Here is a 17,670-nt window from a genome sequence, read left to right as displayed (position 1 = left end):
TCACTGTTTCGGCGCGGGGGCCGGTGCAGGCGCCGGAGCTGGTGCCGCTGCGCCCGGCTCTGTCGGTTTCGGCAGCGGGTCGTCGAACAGGTTCAGCCGTTCGCGCAACTCGTGGGCCGGTACCGGTTGCTGATCCGCCGGCAAGGCGTTCGGGTCGACCGGGGTAGCCGGCGCGGCGCCGTTCTGGCCTTGATCTGCCGGTTTCGACGGGTCGGCGCCTTGCGCACCTTCGATGGCTGCCTGGGCTTTCTTGGTCAGCACCACGATGTCGATGCGGCGGTTGACCGGGTTGAACGGGTTCTCCTTGTCGAACAGCGCCGACGAGGCGTAACCCACCACACGCGCCACTTGCGAGTCCGGATAACTGCCCGCCACCAGCGCACGCCGGGCGGCGTTGGCACGGTTGGCCGAAAGCTCCCAGTTGCCGAAGTCGCCATTGCCTACATAAGGCTTGGCATCGGTGTGGCCGCTGATACTGATCTTGTTCGGCACCGCTTTGATCGTGTCGGCCATGGCCAGCAGGATGTCTTCGAAGTACGGCTTCAGCCGTGCGGAACCCGAGTCGAACATCGGCCGGTTCTCGGCGTCCATGATCTGGATGCGCAAGCCGTTCGGCGTGATCTCGAAGAGGATCTGGTCCTTGAACTTCTGCAGTTGCGGGTTCTCGTCGACCTTGTTCTGCAGTTCTTGCAGCAGCAGTTCCAGGCGTTCCTTCTCGACCTGTTCGGCCATGCCTTCAACCTGTTCGGTGTCGACCGTGACCTTGTCCGGTTGCGGTTGCGACTTCACTTCAGGGTTGAGGGTGTTTTCCGGCGCCAGGGTGGGCGTGCCGCCCAGGTCGATGATGTACGGCGTGCCGCTCTCGGAGAAACCGACCGGGTCCTTGAAGTAACCGGCGATGGCGATCTTCTGTTCCGGGGTCGCGGTGGACAGCAGCCACAACACCAGGAAGAACGCCATCATCGCCGTCGCGAAGTCGGCGAAGGCGATCTTCCACGCCCCGCCGTGATGCCCGCCGGCGATGCGCTTGACGCGCTTGATGATTATCGGCTGGTTATTTTCCATGACTTAGCGACCGCGAACGGCTTGTTCCAGCTCGGCAAAGCTTGGACGGTGAGCCGGGTACAGAACCTTGCGACCGAACTCGACAGCCAGCGATGGCGGCATGCCGGAAGCCGAAGCCACCAGCGAGGCCTTGATGGCTTCGTAAACGTTCAGCTCTTCCTTGGCATCGTGGGCCAGGGAGTGCGCCAGCGGGCCGAAGAAACCGTACGCCGCGAGAATACCGAAGAAGGTACCGACCAGTGCCGCACCCACGTGCAGACCGATGGATTTCTGATCGCCTTCACCCAGTGAGGCCATGGTCACCACGATACCCAGTACCGCCGCAACGATACCGAAACCCGGCATGGCGTCGGCAATGCCGTTCACCGCGTGGGACGGATGCTCGAGGTCTTCCTTCAGGCTGTACAGTTCCATGTCGAACAGGCCTTCCAGCTCGTGGGGAGCCATGTTGCCGGACGACATGATGCGCAGGTAGTCGCAGATGAACGCGGTCATGCGCTCGTCTTTCAGTACCGCCGGGTACTTGGCGAAGATCGGGCTCGCGGCGGCATCTTCGATGTCGCCCTCGATGGCCATCATGCCTTCGCGGCGGCTCTTGTTGAGGATCTCGTAGATCAGGCCCAGCACTTCCAGATAGAACGTGTGGCTGAAACGCGAACTGAACATGCTCAGGGATTTCTTGAGCACGTGCATCGTCATGTAGCCGGGGTTGGCCTGGAGGAATGCACCGAGTGCAGCACCACCGATGATCATTACCTCGAAAGGCTGGATCAGGGCGGCAATCTTGCCGTGGGAGAGCACGTATCCGCCGAGCACGCTCGCGAATACGACGATGATGCCGATAATTTTAGCCATAGGTAGAAAGGTACTTGTTTAAGTCGGGTTCAAGGTCATATTCGGAAGTTAAAAAATCTCTTCTTCTACTTATCGGCAAAACTGCGCCAGACTATAGCCAGTTCAGGCGAAAAGCCAATTTAGCCCATGCCGGGCGCGTCTACAGTCAGTGAAGATCTCGTCCAGACATGGCTAATGAAACGAACGTCCCACACGTGAAACCGACCACACTCGATGGTTGGGTGAAGCTGCTCGACAGCGTTCGCCTGCCGGTGCCGCAAGACGCCCATGACCGGGTCTGCCGGGCGATTCGCGATGACCGCAGCTCGTTGCGCGACATCGCCGACCTGATGCAGGACAGCCCGGCGCTGGCCCTGAGCATCATCCGCGAAGCCAACCGCCACACCCACGGCAACATGACTGCGCCGGCGGAAAACCTCGAAGTGGCGATCAATCGCCTCGGCCTTGCCCGCACCGAAGAACTGCTGGCTCGCCTGCCCGCCGAACCTGCCGCGCAGATCCCCCAGCCCCTGCGCCAGTTGCAGATGATCAGCCAGCACGCCACGCAACAGGCCAACGGTTTTTTCGCCAGTCGCCTGGCGCGACTGTGGCAGGACATTCATTGGGGCAGCCTGTTGTTTCTGTCGCCGCTGTGGCCATTGGCGCTGACCTTTCCCAAATTGCTTGAAGAGTGGGAAGTACGGGTTATCCACAAGGGCGAATCAGCGCGAGTCGTGGAAAAGCAGCTGTTCGGTGTGCGCCTGCTGAGAATCGGCGAAGCGCTGGTCGAAGCTTGGCGTCTGCCGGTCTGGGTGCAGCAAGGTTATCGGCTGCTGCTGACCGAGCAGCGCGAACTGGTCAAAGTCCTGCGCATTGCCCGCGACGTCGATCATCCGCTGCGCCAGCAAAATCGCCTCGACGACGACCCGACCCTGCGTCGCTGGCTCAATCAACCGGCCAATACCGTGCTGCTGGCCAACGGTCTGGCACTCTCGGCGCAACAGGCCTGGGACAGTCCGCACAGTGAGCGCTGGCAGTACCTGACCAGCCTCTACCTGCAAATCTCGATGGACGAGGTGCAACAGCAGTTGCACCAACAGGCCGCCGTCAGCGCTCGCCATCATTCCATGCCGGACCTGTGGCACCCGGCGGTTTCGCTGCTGTGGCCGTGGGGCACCCGTCGCCTGCCCGCCGGAATGCTCCCGGCTGCGGCGCCGTCCGCTGAAGACCTGACCCAGTGGCGCCGGCAATGCGCCGAGCTGCTGGCCGTGCCAAGCCGCTTCACCAACGCCATGAGCCTGACCGTCGCCGCCCGCGATGCGCTGGTCGCCAGTGGCATGCGCCGGGTGATGATCCTGATGGCCGACCGCAGCCACGCCAATCTGCGCGTCCATCAAACCTCGGGGTTGCCGAAGGAAGCCGCTGCGCTCAATTTCGTCGTCAGCCAGAGTTCGGTGCTGCAACGCTTGCTCACGCAGCAGGCGCAAGTGCGGATCACCCCGGACAACAACGCCCAGTTTTCCGCCCTGCTGCCGCCCTCGCTGCGCGCGCTGTTTCGTGGCGAACACCTGTTCCTGCGCTCGCTGGTGAACAACGGCCGGGTGATCATGATCGTGGTCGCCGACCAGGGTGGCGGGCCGTTCGCCGACATCACTGTGCAAGCCTTCGGCAAAACCGCGCAGTGCATCGAGAAAGCCCTGCACAGTTTTAGCCAGCGCGGCCAATGACAGCTACAATCCTTCCCCTTTGTGCTCTGGAGACCTCACATGTCTGATTTCTCTGGCCTGGCCCTGGTGATCGAGCCGAGCGACCTGCTGCCGCGCCTCGAATCCCGCGATCTGATTCTGGTGGATCTGACCAGTGCCGCCCGCTACGCCGAGGGACACATTCCCGGCGCACGTTTTGTTGATCCGAAACGCACCCAGCTGGGTCAGGCGCCGGCTCCGGGCCTGTTGCCGAGCAAAGAAAAACTCGAAGAACTGTTCGGTGAGCTGGGTCATCGCAAAGATGCGGTCTACGTGGTCTATGACGACGAAGGCGGCGGCTGGGCCGGGCGCTTCATCTGGCTGCTCGACGTGATCGGCCACGACAAGTATCACTACCTCGACGGCGGACTGCCGGCGTGGCTGGCGGAAGGTTCGCCGATGTCGATCCAGATTCCTCCGGCGGCGGGTGGCCCGGTTGCCCTGACCCTGCACGAGGAACCGACCGCCACCCGCGAATACCTGCAAAGCCGTCTCGGCGCCGCCGACCTGGCAATCTGGGACGCTCGCGGGCCGCTGGAGTATTCCGGCGAGAAGGTCCTGGCAGCCAAGGGCGGGCACATCCCCGGCGCGGTCAATTTCGAATGGACGGCGGGCATGGATCAGGCGCGCCAGTTGCGCATCCGCACCGACATGCCGCAGATCCTGGAAAGCCTCGGGATCACCAAAGACAAAGAAATCATTACCCACTGCCAGACCCATCACCGGTCCGGTTTCACTTATCTGGTGGCCAAGGCCCTCGGTTATCCGCGGGTCAAGGGCTACGCCGGTTCCTGGGGCGAATGGGGCAACCACCCCGACACCCCCGTCGAGCTTTAAGGATTTTTAAGGACAGTCATGAAAGAGCGTTTGTTTATCATCAGCCAGTACCTGCTGCCTCATCACCTGCTGTCGCGCCTGGCCGGCTGCGTCGCAGAGTGCCGCGTGCGCTGGTTCAAGAATGCCTTCACCACCTGGTTCGCCAAGCGTTATCAAGTGGACATGTCGCAGGCACTGGTTGAAGACGTCACCGCTTACGAGCATTTCAACGCCTTCTTCACCCGCGCGCTGAAAGACGGCGCACGTCCGCTGGACCAGACCCCGGGCGCGATCCTCAGCCCGGCCGACGGTGCGATCAGCCAGCTCGGCCCGATCGAACACGGCCGCATCTTCCAGGCCAAGGGCCACAGCTTCAGCGTGCTGGAACTGCTGGGCGGCGATGCGGCGAATGCGGCGCCGTTCATGGGCGGTGAATTCGCGACTGTTTACCTGTCGCCGAAGGACTACCACCGCGTGCACATGCCGCTGGCCGGCACCCTGCGCGAAATGGTCTACATTCCGGGCCGGATCTTCTCGGTCAACCAGACCACCGCGGAAAACGTTCCGGAACTGTTCGCCCGTAACGAGCGCGTAGCGTGCATCTTCGACACCGAGCGCGGGCCAATGGCCGTGGTGCTGGTGGGCGCGATGATCGTGGCATCGATCGAAACCGTGTGGGCCGGTCTGGTCACGCCGCCGAAGCGCGAACTGAAAACCTTCCGTTACGACGAAGCCGCCCGTGCGCCGATCCATCTGGAAAAAGGTGCGGAACTGGGGCGCTTCAAACTGGGTTCGACCGCGATCGTGCTGTTCGGGCCGGATCAGGTGAAGTGGGTTGAAGAACTGAAGGCCGGCTCGCCGGTACAGATGGGCCAGGCCTTGGCACTGTCGAACGCATGAACCGGTTGATCCGCCCTTTCGCACGTCTGCGAAGGGGCGGACACGACCTGGGTGGCGCCGTTACTCTATCTGCCCACGGAAGCCGATCGGCCCTTCGTTGGCGTAGGTATTGGTGCCACTGAGGTTTTTCCCGCCGTCACTCGACGTGACGCTCAACGCGATAACGTTCTGGTTATCCCGCCCGCCGATCACCCACTTGCCACCTGGATGCCAGGGGGCATCGTTGCCACCCCACTGATTCTCGACGTTGTACTGGTTCTGGCCAGTGCGCTGAGCCTTGAAGCCAATAGGGCCTTCACCGGCGTAGGTCATGGTGCCGGTAAAGGTTTTGCCACCGTCGCCGGACTTGATCTCGATCGCGACGACGTTCTGGTTGTCCCGCGCGCCCAGCACCCAGGTTCCACCCGGATGCCAAGGTGCCGAACTACCGCCCCATTGATTTGCCACTGCGTATTTAGACATGAACCTCATCTCCTTGAAGTTTCGGGAGACCTGCCCCGACGTTGACGGCAGGCCGTGCAACCGTGCGTTTCCGATCGCACGTCTGAGAGACTAGTAGCGCCTGCGGGAATGGCACCAGGCCAGTAGACCAACGGTAAAAAACCCTGACAAACACCTGCGAAACAGACCACAACTGCTAGAGTTTTGGGCATTGCCCTATTCGCCGCCGGAGCTTGTCACGGCATGAGTGAGCCACGATCCCGACCACCACTGAGCGCCCCGACGCCCACGCAGTTGCGCCTGTCCTTCTGTGAAGCCACCCCGCGCGACCTCAAACGCTGGATCGCCGACCTGCCCAAGGCCAACATCGGCGAAACCGCGCGCCTGCTGTATCAAGGCCTCAACGAACTCAATCAACTGCTGACCCCCAGCGACAACCGCTTGCATTTGCTTGAGCTGTTGCGGCCTGAGGTGTATTTCGTCTGCCAGCACCTGGAACGGCATTTTCTGCATCAGGCGATCATGCTTGATGAGCGTTCACGCAAGATCAGCAACCTGAGCCAGGCCCTGCAAAGTCAGCTGGCCATCGGTTACAAACAGATCATTCTGCGGATCGCGCCCAAGTTCTCCCGGGATCGTGCAGCCCTGGTGAGCGAAGCGCTGCAGCGGGCGGCCCACGCGCTGAAAGGGCAACTGGTTCGCGCCACGCAGTTGTACAGCCCGGCGCCGGAACAGCTGTGGTTCGAACTGCATCAATTGTTTCGCTGCGCCTGCGAGCTGCAACTGCAGCATCGCCGGGTACGCGACGACCTCGCCAGTCTGACCGTAGATCTGAGTGTCGAGCAGACCTACCTCGCGGCCCTGTTGCTGGGCAGCGCTCGCTGCAATCAGTTGCGACAGAACCAGATCGCGCGCCTGGCCCAGGTGGTGGAACCCTGGAGCGCGTGGCTGAAGCTGCAGCCCGCCCATCCGGGCGCGGGCTTGTTCGCGGTCTCGGCAGACATCGACGCCGGCCCGCGTTACCGCTCGCAGTTTCGCAGCGAGCAACAGGCAGGGTTGCTCGGTTTTGATCCGCAACCGCTGGTGAATGCCATCGAGGCGCACCTTCAGCATCAGGACACAACGACGCCGCTGCCCGTGCCGGCCGGCCTGACCCTCGACACCCTGCAACACCTGCACGCGACCTGGGGCGAAACCGCCGAGCGCAGCTTTCAGCGCACCGTCGGCCAGGGCAACCTGACCGTGTGCGTCGGCATGAGCGCCCTGCACTTCTACCTCGGCGGCGAACGCACTTTCAGCGAATTGCTCAAGCACCCCGGCGCCCGTGCGGCGAATTTCAGCCGCGCGGTGGTTCAGGGGGAAAAGGACAGCTGGAGCCAGGCGTTCGATGCCGCGCCACAGGGTACGTCCGACGAATTGCTGCCCTACGAGGAAATCCGCTACGAACCGCTGGCCGACGACGAAAGCGGCACCGACAGCCCGCCGCATTATCCGACTTATGCCTTGCCCGTCATCAACCACAGCCCCGGCGGTTACTGCCTGGCCTGGCCAAAGGAAGTACCTGCCGAATTGCAGGCCGGGGAAATGGTCGGGATTCAGGACAGCCTCAATCAGGGCTGGAGCATTGCCGTGGTGCGCTGGATCCGCCAGGTGCGCGGCGCCGGTACGCAAATGGGCATCGAACTGGTGGCGCCCCACGCTCAGCCCTGCGGCTTGCAGCTGGTGCGCACCCGGGATGATCACAGCCATTACCTGCGAGGGTTGTTATTGCCGGAAATCAGTGCGATCGACTTGCCGGCGACGTTACTGGCGCCACGGCTGCCGTTTCAGGAAGGCAATAAAGTGCTGATCAACACCCAGGGTGAAGAGCACCGCGCCGGGCTGGATCGGCGGGTGGCAAGCACTCACAGTTTCAATCAGTTTGCCTATCGCTCGCTGGAGGCCGCGCAGAATGGCGGAAGCGAGGAAGATTTCGACTCGTTGTGGAAATCCCTTTGAGCCAGGACCGCAGCCGAGGGCTGCGATCCTGCGCCGACGTCAGAGCTGTCCGTCGCGATCGCGGAAGCCCAGCAGGTACAGCACGCCATCCAGCCCCAGGGTCGAGATCGCCTGCTTCGCCGACTGCTTGACCAGCGGCTTGGCGCGGAACGCCACGCCCAGACCGGCAATCGCCAGCATCGGCAGGTCGTTGGCGCCGTCGCCCACGGCGATGGTCTGCTCCAGACGCAAACCTTCTTTTTCAGCCAGCTGCTTCAGCAGATCGGCCTTGCGCTGGGCATCGACGATCGGCTCGATTGCCACGCCGGTGCACTTGCCGTCGACCACTTCCAGTTCGTTGGCGAACACGTAGTCGATACCGAGTTTGGCCTGCAATTGCTTGGCGAAGTAGGTGAAGCCGCCCGACAGAATCGCGGTCTTGTAGCCCAGGCGCTTGAGTTCGGCAAACAGGGTTTCGGCGCCCTCGGTCAGGCGCAGCGAGGCGCCGATCGAATCGAGCACACTGACATCCAGGCCCTTGAGCAGTGCCAGACGCTCTTTGAAGCTGGCGCGAAAATCCAGCTCGCCGGCCATTGCCCGCTCGGTGATTTGCGAAACCTGGTCGCCGACGCCGGCGGCTTTGGCCAGTTCGTCGATGACTTCGGCTTCGATCAGGGTCGAGTCCATGTCGAACACCGCCAGACGACGGTTGCGACGGAACAGCGAATCTTCCTGGAAGGCGATGTCGACGTTCAGCTCCTGAGCCACGCTGAGGAACTCGGCGCGCAGGGCCTGCGGATCGGCCGCTTCGCCTCGTACGGAGAACTCTATGCAGCCCTTGCCCTTGTCAGCCGGGGTGTCCAGCGGCATGCGACCCGACAGACGGTCGATATGGTCGATGTTCAGGCCGTATTTGGCGGTGATCGAGCTCACAGCCTGCAACTGGCCGGCGGTGACCTTGCGGGTCAGCAGGGTAACGATGTGGCGCTTCTTGCCCTGATTGCCCACCCATTGCTGGTAATCCTCTTCGGACACCGGGGTGAAACGCACCTGCTGGTCAAGCTCATAGCCCTTGAACAGGATGTCCTTGAGCACCGACTTGCCTTGCTCGGAGTCGGGAATTTCCACGAGGATGCCGAACGACAGCATGTCGTGGATCACCGCCTGACCGATGTCGAGGATATTCACACCACCCTGGGCCAGAACACCGGTAATGGCCGCCGTCAGACCCGGACGGTCGACTCCCGTGATGTTAATCAGGACGATTTCGCGCAACGCGCACCCCCGCAACTGGAAAAAAACCGCATTCTACCCACTTTCAGTGACCATCGGGCACCGCCAGCGCTTTGCCGGTCTAGGGCCTGTCGCTATACTGCGCGTCAACTTCACGGACAAAAGAGCCGAGCTCAGTGAACCGGCCCACGCCAGTTAAAACCGATAACTTCTTTCTGCTGATCTTCCGTGCACTGCGCCACCGCCGTGTACCGATTGCATTGCGCATTGCCAGCCATAACGTGATCCTGGTCGCCCTGGCCCTGGTGATCTATGCCTGCGTGATGGGCCTGCAGTTCAAGCAGGCCATGCACGAGCAGGCCGATGCGCTGGGCGAAAGCCTGACTACGCAGACCGCCACCTCTGCCACCGAACTGCTGGTGTCCAACGACATCCTCAGCCTCAACGTGCTGCTCAACAACCTGACCAAGAACAAACTGGTGGCCCACGCCGCCATCTACAGTGTGGACAACCGCATCCTCGCCGAGTCCGGTCAGCGGCCCAAGCACGGCCTGCTGGGCGAAGCCGAGGGCATGTACGAGAGCAAGATCACCTTCCAGGACGTGACCGCCGGACAACTGCGCATCAGCCTGGACATGGATCAGTTCCAGCAGCCGATGACCATCAGCCTGCAAAGCATGGGCATCCTGAGTGCAATCCTGCTGGCACTGTCCCTGGCCCTGAGCCTGCGTCTGGGCCGGCACATCTCCACGCCGCTGCTGCAATTGCGCGTGTGGCTGCGCCGGATCGACGAATACACGCCGGGTATCGAGCGTCAGGACGAGATCGGCGATCTTGCCCGCCAGTTACACGCCAACTACGCCCCTGAGCCGGCCGAACCGGAGCCCGAGCCGGAACCCGAGTTCGAGGACGACGAGCCGGAATTCGAAGTGCGCAACCTGCGTGATCCGAGTTTCGACGAAAGCCGCCCGATGGCTGCGCAGAAGCCTGCGCCACGCCATGTGGTCAGCACCGTTGAAGACGACGATGACGAAGACCCGTTCGCCGACCTGCGTGACGAATCGCTGAGCGATACCGCGCAACCGGCCGTGCGCCGACCGACCCCGAGCGTGCCGCAACACACGGCGGTGCTGGCGGTGCAATTGGGCTCGCAGGAACAACTGCGCCGCTTGCCGCGGGCACGACTGGAAGAGTTGCAGGATCGCTATCGCGACTGCCTGGAGCAGGCCGCTTCGCTGTATCAGGGCGAAATCGAAACCCTGAACGACGGCAGCACGCTGATGCTGTTCCACACCGAAGACAGCGGCGACGATTACCTGACCAACGCCATCTGCTGCGGCGAGCTGCTGCGGGCGCTGGGCCACCAGTTGCAGATCGAAGTCGCCGACAGCGGCATCACCCTGCAATTGCAGTTGGGCTTGACGCTGGGTGACGAACTGTTCGGCCTGAGCCAGATCGACCTGTTGCTGACCGATTCCGCCCAGGACGCCCTGGCCCTGTCGCAACACAGCCGCAACCTGCTGCTGGTGGAGCGCAAGATTGGTGACGACGCGCTGATTCGCCAGCGCGCACGAATCCGGCCGATTGCCAGCCCTGAGGGGGCTTGCTGCGTGGAGCGGTTGATGGAGCCTTATCCGTCAATGCTTGAGCGGCAACTGGCGCGGATGCATGAGCGTCGGGCCTGAGGCCCTGCCCTTGATGTGAAGAAGCCCGCAGACGAGTGATTGTCTGCGGGCTTTTTTGTGCGTGGGGTTTTCGTGATTGCGCCAGGCTTTGGAGCCCCCTCACCCTAGCCCTCTCCCAGAGGTAGAGGGGACTGATAGGAGAATATTGGGTATCTACACCGACCTGAACGTGCCGTGCCGAATCCACAATCGTAAGACCGCACTGCGCCAAATCCATAATCGCCAAGATCTTTCAGGTCGATGGATAACGCCAGACACCTCGGTCGGCTCCCTCTCCCTCCGGGAGAGGGCGGGGGTGAGGGGCCTTTGACTTTTCACCGCTCTAGACACAACAAAGCCCGCACAAGGCGGGCTCTGTCCTGACTCGTTCCAGCCTTAGAAGCGAAACACTTCCATATCCGTACGAATCGGCGAAGCCATCGGTATCTTCGGCTGCTTTTCGGCTTCCGCCGCCGGCGCTGCCGGTTTCGGTGCCGACTTGCGTGGCGCCTCGGCGACCGGTGGCTGATTGGCCAACGGTTTGAGCGCTACCGACAGTTGCTCGGCCAGACGCTGCAACAACACGCCCTGCGCCTGCACCTGTGCGGCGGTGGTACCGGCATGTTGCTCCTGCAGATGGACGATGCGGTTGTCACGCACCTGGCCACGGCGGTCGATCAGGCGCCATTGCGCGTCCAGAATCGCCGGTTGCTTGGCACCGGAATCCAGACGAGTGATGGTCAACAGCACCTGCACATCCGGGGTGAAGCCCAGGGTCGCTGGCGCCAGCACCACGCGCTGACTGTCCAGATGCCCGGCAACCTGACGCAACAGCAACTGATCGATGTCCGATGAAAGGCTACCGGCCCAGCGACCATCGGTCGAGGCCTGCAGGCTGCCGTCCGGCTGACGCTGCAACAGGGTTTCCCGTTGCAGGTAATCGGCAACGATCACAGGGCCCAGCAAAACTGCCATGCCCGCGCTTTGCGCAGGCTGGGCCGGACTTCCGCTGTCCAGCTGATACAGCGACACCGGCTGGTGAACGCTGCAACCCGCCAGACCAAGAACGCCGGCGAGCAGGAAAATAAGGGGGCGCAGAGAAGTCATCATCCCGTCCAGGTGGCCGCCACAAGGCTGACCACAGTGAAAATACTCAATAAATATGAATAACGCTCGGCCACGCCGGCGCTTGGAAAGGCCATATCATCCGTGAATATGCGTTCCGACTCCAGCGCCAAAGCGCCGATCTACGGGTTAAATCGTAGATCGGAGCGTCTAGGACGCCTAATTGAGGTTTTCGACGAGCAGCGCATCCACTCGCTGGAAGCCACGTGGCAGTTTGTTACCACGGCGACCACGTTCACCTTTGTAGTGTTCGAGGTCGTCGGCCTTCAGCGACAAGGTGCGTTTTCCGGCCTGCAGCACCAAGGTGGCGCCTTCCGGAAGAACGGCGATGTCCGTGACATATTCTTCGCGACTGGCCACACGCTCACCGGAAATACCGATGATCTTGTTGCCTTTGCCCTTCCCTAATTGTGGCAGATCGCTGATCTTGAAGATCAGCAGGCGACCCTCGGTCGTTACCGAAGCCAGCCAGTTGTGCTCGCGGTCGGCGACCGGACGCGGCGCGATCACCTTGGCATTGTTCGGCAGGCTCAACAGCGCCTTGCCGGCCTTGTTCTTGGCCTGCAGGTCTTCGCCTTTCACCACGAAACCGTAGCCGGCGTCCGAAGCGATCACGTATAGCGAGTCCTCTTCAGGCATCAGCACACATTCGAACGTCGCGCCCGGCGGCGGCGTCAGACGGCCGGTCAACGGCTCACCCTGGCCCCGTGCCGATGGCAGGGTGTGGGTGGCCAGCGAGTAACTGCGGCCCGTGGAGTCGATGACCACGGCCGACTGGTTCGAACGCCCCGCCGCCGAAGTCTTGAAGCCGTCGCCGGCCTTGTACGACAGGCCGGTGGCGTCGATATCGTGGCCCTTCGCCGAACGGATCCAGCCTTTTTCCGACAGCACGACGGTGACTTTCTCGTTCGGCAGCAGATCGTGTTCGGTCAGCGCCTTGGCTTCGGCGCGCTCGACGATTGGCGACCGACGGTCGTCGCCGTAGGTTTCGGCATCTTTCAGCAGTTCGCTGCGAACCAGTTTTTTCAGCTTGGCTTCGCTGCTCAGCAGGGCTTGCAGCTTGGCCTGTTCCTTGAGCAGTTCGTCCTGCTCGTCGCGCAGCTTCATCTCTTCCAGTCGCGCCAACTGACGCAGACGGGTGTCGAGGATGTAGTCGGCCTGGATTTCGCTGAGGGCAAAACGCTCGATCAGTTTGGCTTTCGGATGCTCCTCGGTACGGATGATGTGGATCACTTCATCCAGGTTGAGGTAGGCAATCAGCAAACCGTCCAACAGGTGCAGGCGACGCTCGACCTTGTCGAGGCGAAATTGCAAGCGGCGACGCACGGTCAGCACGCGGAATTCCAGCCACTCCACCAGCAACGCACGGAGGTTTTTCAGCTGCGGCTTGCCGTCCAGACCGATGATGTTGACGTTGACCCGGTAGGTCGACTCCAGCTCGGTGCTGGCGAACAGGTGCTGCATCAGCGCTTCGTGATCGACACGGCTGTTGACCGGGATGATCACGATGCGGCACGGGTTTTCGTGGTCGGATTCATCACGCAGGTCGGCGATCTGCGGCGCTTTCGATGGTTTGGCCTGCATCAGCGCGGCGATCTGTTCCAGCACCTTGGCCCCGGAGACCTGGTGCGGCAGCGCGGTGACGATGATGTCGCCGTCCTCGACGTGGTACACGGCGCGCATGCGCACCGAGCCCTTGCCGGTTTCGTACATTTTCAGCAGGTCGGCGCGCGGGGTGATGATTTCCGCTTCGGTCGGGTAGTCCGGGCCCTGAATGTGTTCGCAGAGCTGTTCGACCGTGGCTTTCGGCTCATCGAGCAGGCGCACGCACGCAGTGGCGACTTCGCGCAGGTTGTGCGGCGGCACGTCGGTGGCCATGCCCACGGCGATCCCGGTGGTGCCATTGAGCAGGATGTTCGGCAAACGTGCCGGCAACACCAGCGGTTCCTGCAGGGTGCCGTCGAAGTTCGGGCCCCAGTCTGCGGTGCCCTGGCCCAATTCGCTGAGCAGCACTTCGGAGTAACGCGACAGCCGCGCTTCGGTGTAACGCATGGCGGCGAAGGACTTCGGATCGTCCGGCGCACCCCAGTTGCCCTGGCCGTCCACCAGCGTGTAGCGATAGCTGAACGGCTGGGCCATCAGCACCATCGCTTCGTAGCACGCCGAGTCGCCGTGCGGGTGGAACTTGCCGAGCACGTCGCCGACGGTACGCGCCGACTTCTTGTGCTTGGAATCGGCGTCCAGCCCCAGCTCGCTCATGGCGTAGACGATACGCCGCTGTACCGGTTTCAGGCCGTCGCCGATATGCGGCAGGGCGCGGTCCATGATCACGTACATGGAGTAGTTGAGGTAGGCATTTTCGGTGAAGTCAGCCAGCGAGCGGCGTTCTACACCGTCCAGGCTGAGATCAAGGGAGTCGCTCATGCGGGCCTCATCGGTTCGTTGTCTGGCGCAGCAGCATGGTGCCACCGCGCTGGGTAAATTCAAGTTTGTTCAGGGCGCTCATGCCGAGCAGCACCTGATCGCCATGCAGGCCGGGCGCCACCAGTGCGCGGACATCCCGCAACACGATGTCGCCCAGTTGCAGGCGGTCGATACGGGTGCGATAGCCCTGGCTCAGGCCATTGGCCGTGCTCAGGGTCACACCGAAACCTTCTTCCAGCCTGAGGTCTTTCGCCACCTCGGCCGGGATTGCCACATCGGTCGCGCCGGTGTCGAGCATGAACTCCACCGGCCGACCGTTGATCAGGCCGCTGGCGACAAAATGTCCCTGGGCGTTGCCGATCAATTTCACTTCGATAAAGCCGTTGCCCTGCTGCGAAGCCACTTCCACATTGGGATTACGCTGGCGTTCTTCCCACTGGCTGAAAAACCGCGTGGCCAGAAACAGCGCCGCGCACCACGCCAGAATCATCAGCACCCGACCGGCGCGCTTGCCCGGCGGTTGCTGGCTCACGGCTTGGCGCTCCAGCCACCCTCAGGCGCGGCGAAACGCCAGATGATCGGGCGAACCTCGCCGTCGGCGCGAGGGCCGAAATTGTTGTCGACGCCGATCCAGGCGCCTTGAGCATCGACCACCAGCGCCTCTTCCAGGCCGAAGTTCTGTGAATAACGCCGATTGGCCTGCAACAGCTCGGCCGCATACGACCAGCAGAGCTCGACCCTGGCCGTCTGCGCATCGCGACGACAGATCTGGTACGCGTTGCGCTCAAGGGTAAACAGCTTGCCGTTGAACAGGGAGATATCGGAAAAATCCCGATTGACCGGACGGGCTTTCGGGAACTGCGGCGGTTGCATTTCCATGCCGCCTTCACTGAGCAGCACGCAGCGACCGTCACAATCCCACACCGTCTGCTGGCGTTTGATCAGCAACAAACCGCGACTTTGCCGCTCGGCAGCCAGCCACATCTGATCGCCCGCCGGGTTGATCGCCAGCCCTTCGAATAACGCGTTGAATTGCAGCAGCATGCCGCTGGCCCGCGCCTCGCGAACCATCATCGGCGAGATTTTCAGCCACGACGACGGCCCCTGCGGCGGCACTTGCAGCACGGCCGCGTGGGCTTCGCTGACGATGTAGCGGTTGCCTGCGCTGTCACAGCTGATGCCTTCGAAATCCAGATCCCCGCCCCGAATGAACGACGCCGCCCAGGTGCGCGAACTGATGCCCCACGGCAAGCCGCTGTCCGGCACTTTCGGCGGATCGATGCGTACGGCCGTAGCCTGCCAGACCCGGTCGCGGATATCGAGACGGTAGATCTGATCATCGTCGCGGTCCGAAACGGTCCACAGGTCATTGCCGCACAAGGCCAGCCCCGACAGGTTGCCGCCGCGCATGCCTTCGACCGGGTGTTCGGCGAGCACGCGCAGCTCTTGCACAGGCTCCGCCGACACCGTCATCGAACCCAGCAGCAATGCACCCGCCAAGGCCCAGCCAAACCGCATCAGGCCAGAACCTCGGCGAGGTTACCCTTGGATTCGAGCCAGGTCTTGCGGTCGCCAGCGCGTTTTTTCGCCAGCAACATGTCCATCATTTCCGAGGTCTGGGCGAAGTCGTCCCCGAGGGTCAACTGCACCAGGCGCCGGGTGTTCGGGTCCATGGTGGTTTCGCGCAGTTGCGGCGGGTTCATTTCACCCAGGCCTTTGAATCGGGTGACCTGCGGCTTGCCGCGCTTCTTCTCAGCCACCAGACGGTCGAGGATCCCGTCGCGCTCGGCTTCGTCGAGGGCGTAGTAGATTTCTTTACCCAGATCGATGCGGTACAGCGGCGGCATTGCCACGTAGACATGACCGGCATCCACCAGTGGGCGGAAATGCTGGACGAACAAGGCGCAGAGCAAGGTTGCGATGTGCAGACCGTCGGAGTCGGCGTCGGCGAGGATGCAGATCTTGCCGTAGCGCAGCTGGCTCATGTCCTCGGCGCCCGGATCGACACCGATGGCCACGGCGATGTTGTGCACTTCCTGGCTGGCCAGCACTTCGCTGCCGTCGACTTCCCAGGTGTTGAGGATCTTGCCGCGCAACGGCAGGATCGCCTGGAATTCCTTGTCTCGCGCCTGCTTGGCCGAACCGCCGGCGGAGTCACCTTCCACCAGGAACAGCTCGGAACGCATCGGGTCCTGCCCGGCGCAATCGGCCAGTTTGCCCGGCAATGCCGGGCCCTGGGTGATGCGCTTGCGTTCGACTTTCTTGCTGGCTTTCAGGCGCCGGCCAGCGTTGCTGATCGCCAGTTCCGCCAGGGCCAGACCGGTTTCCGGGTTGGCGTTGAGCCACAGGCTGAACGCATCCTTGACCACGCCGGAGACAAACGCCGCCGCTTCACGGGACGACAGACGTTCCTTGGTCTGACCGGAGAATTGCGGTTCCTGCATCTTCATCGACAGAACGAAAGCGATGCGCTCCCAGACGTCTTCCGGTGCCAGCTTCACGCCGCGCGGCAGCAGGCTGCGGAATTCGCAGAACTCGCGCATCGCGTCGAGCAGACCCTGACGCAGACCGTTGACGTGGGTACCGCCCTGCTCCGTCGGGATCAGGTTGACGTAGCTTTCAGTGACCGAGGTGCCGCCTTCCGGCAGCCACAGCAGCGCCCACTCGACCGCTTCCTTGGTGCCGGCCAGGTTGCCGCAGAACGGCGCATCCGGCAGACGCTCGAATTCGCTGACCGCGTCCACCAGATAGGAGCGCAAGCCATCTTCGTAATGCCACTCGACCTTTTCGCCGGTGCCTTTGTCTTCGAAGCTGATCAGCAGCCCCGGGCACAGAACGGCCTTGGCCTTGAGCACATGCTTGAGGCGGCTGATGGAGAATTTCGGCGAGTCGAAGTATTTCGGGTCCGGCGCGAAGTACACGCTGGTCCCGGTATTGCGCTTGCCGACGGTGCCGATCACTTGCAGATCGGTGGCCTTGAAGCCGTCGGCAAAGGTCATTTCATATTCGTTGCCATCACGCTTGACCCGTACCCGCACCTGGGTCGACAAGGCGTTGACCACGGAAATACCCACCCCGTGCAGACCGCCGGAGAACTGGTAGTTCTTGTTGGAAAACTTGCCGCCCGCATGGAGCTTGGTGAGGATCAGTTCAACGCCCGAAACACCCTCTTCCGGGTGGATGTCAACCGGCATGCCACGGCCGTCGTCGCAGACTTCCAGCGAGTGGTCGGCGTGGAGGATGACCTGGATCGATTTGGCGTGGCCGGCCAGGGCTTCGTCGACACTGTTGTCGATGACTTCCTGGGCGAGGTGGTTCGGCCGACTGGTGTCGGTGTACATGCCGGGGCGCTTGCGCACCGGGTCGAGGCCCGAGAGGACTTCGATGGCGTCGGCGTTATAGGAGCTAGCGCTGGGAGTGGCCATAGGGTCTCGTCGTCAGTGATT

Annotated in this window: 14 protein-coding genes; 5 read left to right on the top strand and 9 right to left on the bottom strand. The window is 62.4% G+C overall.

The annotated features are described in order from the left end of the window. Positions 1-1,065 (bottom strand): flagellar motor protein MotB, encoded by a 1,065-nt coding sequence (gene motB, locus ACM6JM_RS05430; protein WP_039766626.1) that lies wholly within the window; start codon positions 1,063-1,065, stop codon positions 1-3. Positions 1,066-1,068: 3 nt separating this feature from the next. Beyond that, positions 1,069-1,920 carry a flagellar motor stator protein MotA gene (motA, locus tag ACM6JM_RS05425; protein ID WP_007952169.1) on the bottom strand — a complete coding sequence of 284 codons (852 nt, stop codon included), beginning with the start codon at positions 1,918-1,920 and terminating at the stop codon, positions 1,069-1,071. A gap of 167 nt (positions 1,921-2,087) precedes the next feature. Between motA and ACM6JM_RS05420 the strand changes: the two genes are divergently transcribed. From ACM6JM_RS05420 to asd, 3 genes are read left to right on the top strand one after another with little or no spacing between them, the layout of a single operon-like run. Next, entirely contained in the window at positions 2,088-3,626 is a 1,539-nt protein-coding gene (locus tag ACM6JM_RS05420; RefSeq protein WP_414881420.1) for an HDOD domain-containing protein, read from the top strand. A gap of 39 nt (positions 3,627-3,665) precedes the next feature. Next, positions 3,666-4,481, top strand: a complete 816-nt coding sequence (locus tag ACM6JM_RS05415; protein ID WP_039766622.1) for a rhodanese-like domain-containing protein — start codon at positions 3,666-3,668, stop codon at positions 4,479-4,481. 18 nt (positions 4,482-4,499) lie between these two features. After that, positions 4,500-5,360 carry an archaetidylserine decarboxylase gene (gene asd / locus ACM6JM_RS05410; protein WP_007952166.1) on the top strand — a complete coding sequence of 287 codons (861 nt, stop codon included), beginning with the start codon at positions 4,500-4,502 and terminating at the stop codon, positions 5,358-5,360. A gap of 60 nt (positions 5,361-5,420) precedes the next feature. On the opposite strand, the gene ACM6JM_RS05405 is transcribed toward asd, so the two are convergent. Then, positions 5,421-5,822 carry a hypothetical protein gene (locus ACM6JM_RS05405; RefSeq protein ID WP_039766619.1) on the bottom strand — a complete coding sequence of 134 codons (402 nt, stop codon included), beginning with the start codon at positions 5,820-5,822 and terminating at the stop codon, positions 5,421-5,423. A gap of 222 nt (positions 5,823-6,044) precedes the next feature. Between ACM6JM_RS05405 and ACM6JM_RS05400 the strand changes: the two genes are divergently transcribed. Then, positions 6,045-7,799: a molecular chaperone gene (locus tag ACM6JM_RS05400; RefSeq protein ID WP_103386586.1), complete on the top strand. Its 1,755-nt coding sequence runs from the start codon at positions 6,045-6,047 to the stop codon at positions 7,797-7,799. 39 nt (positions 7,800-7,838) lie between these two features. On the opposite strand, the gene serB is transcribed toward ACM6JM_RS05400, so the two are convergent. Beyond that, positions 7,839-9,053 (bottom strand): phosphoserine phosphatase SerB, encoded by a 1,215-nt coding sequence (serB, locus tag ACM6JM_RS05395; RefSeq protein ID WP_039766615.1) that lies wholly within the window; start codon positions 9,051-9,053, stop codon positions 7,839-7,841. Positions 9,054-9,187: 134 nt separating this feature from the next. On the opposite strand from serB, the gene ACM6JM_RS05390 reads away from it, so the two are divergent. Further along, on the top strand, positions 9,188-10,696 hold the full coding sequence (locus ACM6JM_RS05390) for an AhpA/YtjB family protein (RefSeq protein WP_074689624.1): 1,509 nt from the start codon (positions 9,188-9,190) through the stop codon (positions 10,694-10,696). A gap of 375 nt (positions 10,697-11,071) precedes the next feature. Here the strand turns inward: ACM6JM_RS05390 and ACM6JM_RS05385 are convergent, their stop codons facing one another. The 5 genes from ACM6JM_RS05385 to parE all read right to left on the bottom strand — a co-directional run bounded on the left by ACM6JM_RS05385 (position 11,072) and on the right by parE (position 17,649). Next, entirely contained in the window at positions 11,072-11,782 is a 711-nt protein-coding gene (locus tag ACM6JM_RS05385; protein WP_039766610.1) for a membrane integrity-associated transporter subunit PqiC, read from the bottom strand. Positions 11,783-11,959: 177 nt separating this feature from the next. Next, positions 11,960-14,224 (bottom strand): DNA topoisomerase IV subunit A, encoded by a 2,265-nt coding sequence (gene parC, locus ACM6JM_RS05380; protein WP_064382912.1) that lies wholly within the window; start codon positions 14,222-14,224, stop codon positions 11,960-11,962. A 7-nt stretch (positions 14,225-14,231) separates the two neighbouring features. Further along, the gene (locus ACM6JM_RS05375) at positions 14,232-14,756 is read right to left on the bottom strand and encodes a TIGR02281 family clan AA aspartic protease (protein WP_039766607.1); all 525 of its coding nucleotides are present in this window, start codon (positions 14,754-14,756) and stop codon (positions 14,232-14,234) included. Then, entirely contained in the window at positions 14,753-15,742 is a 990-nt protein-coding gene (locus ACM6JM_RS05370) for an esterase-like activity of phytase family protein (RefSeq protein ID WP_039766604.1), read from the bottom strand. Before ACM6JM_RS05370 ends, ACM6JM_RS05375 begins: the two co-directional genes overlap by 4 nt. Beyond that, positions 15,742-17,649 (bottom strand): DNA topoisomerase IV subunit B, encoded by a 1,908-nt coding sequence (parE, locus tag ACM6JM_RS05365; protein ID WP_039766602.1) that lies wholly within the window; start codon positions 17,647-17,649, stop codon positions 15,742-15,744. The genes ACM6JM_RS05370 and parE overlap by 1 nt, the downstream gene beginning before the upstream one ends. Between the last annotated feature and the right edge of the window lie 21 nt (positions 17,650-17,670).

The sequence above is a fragment of the Pseudomonas sp. IT-P2 genome, from assembly GCF_949767575.1.
Classification (GTDB): domain Bacteria; phylum Pseudomonadota; class Gammaproteobacteria; order Pseudomonadales; family Pseudomonadaceae; genus Aquipseudomonas; species Aquipseudomonas pharyngis.
The sequence above is the reverse complement of the archived record's forward strand: the minus strand, read 5'-3'. Positions and strand labels throughout refer to the sequence as shown.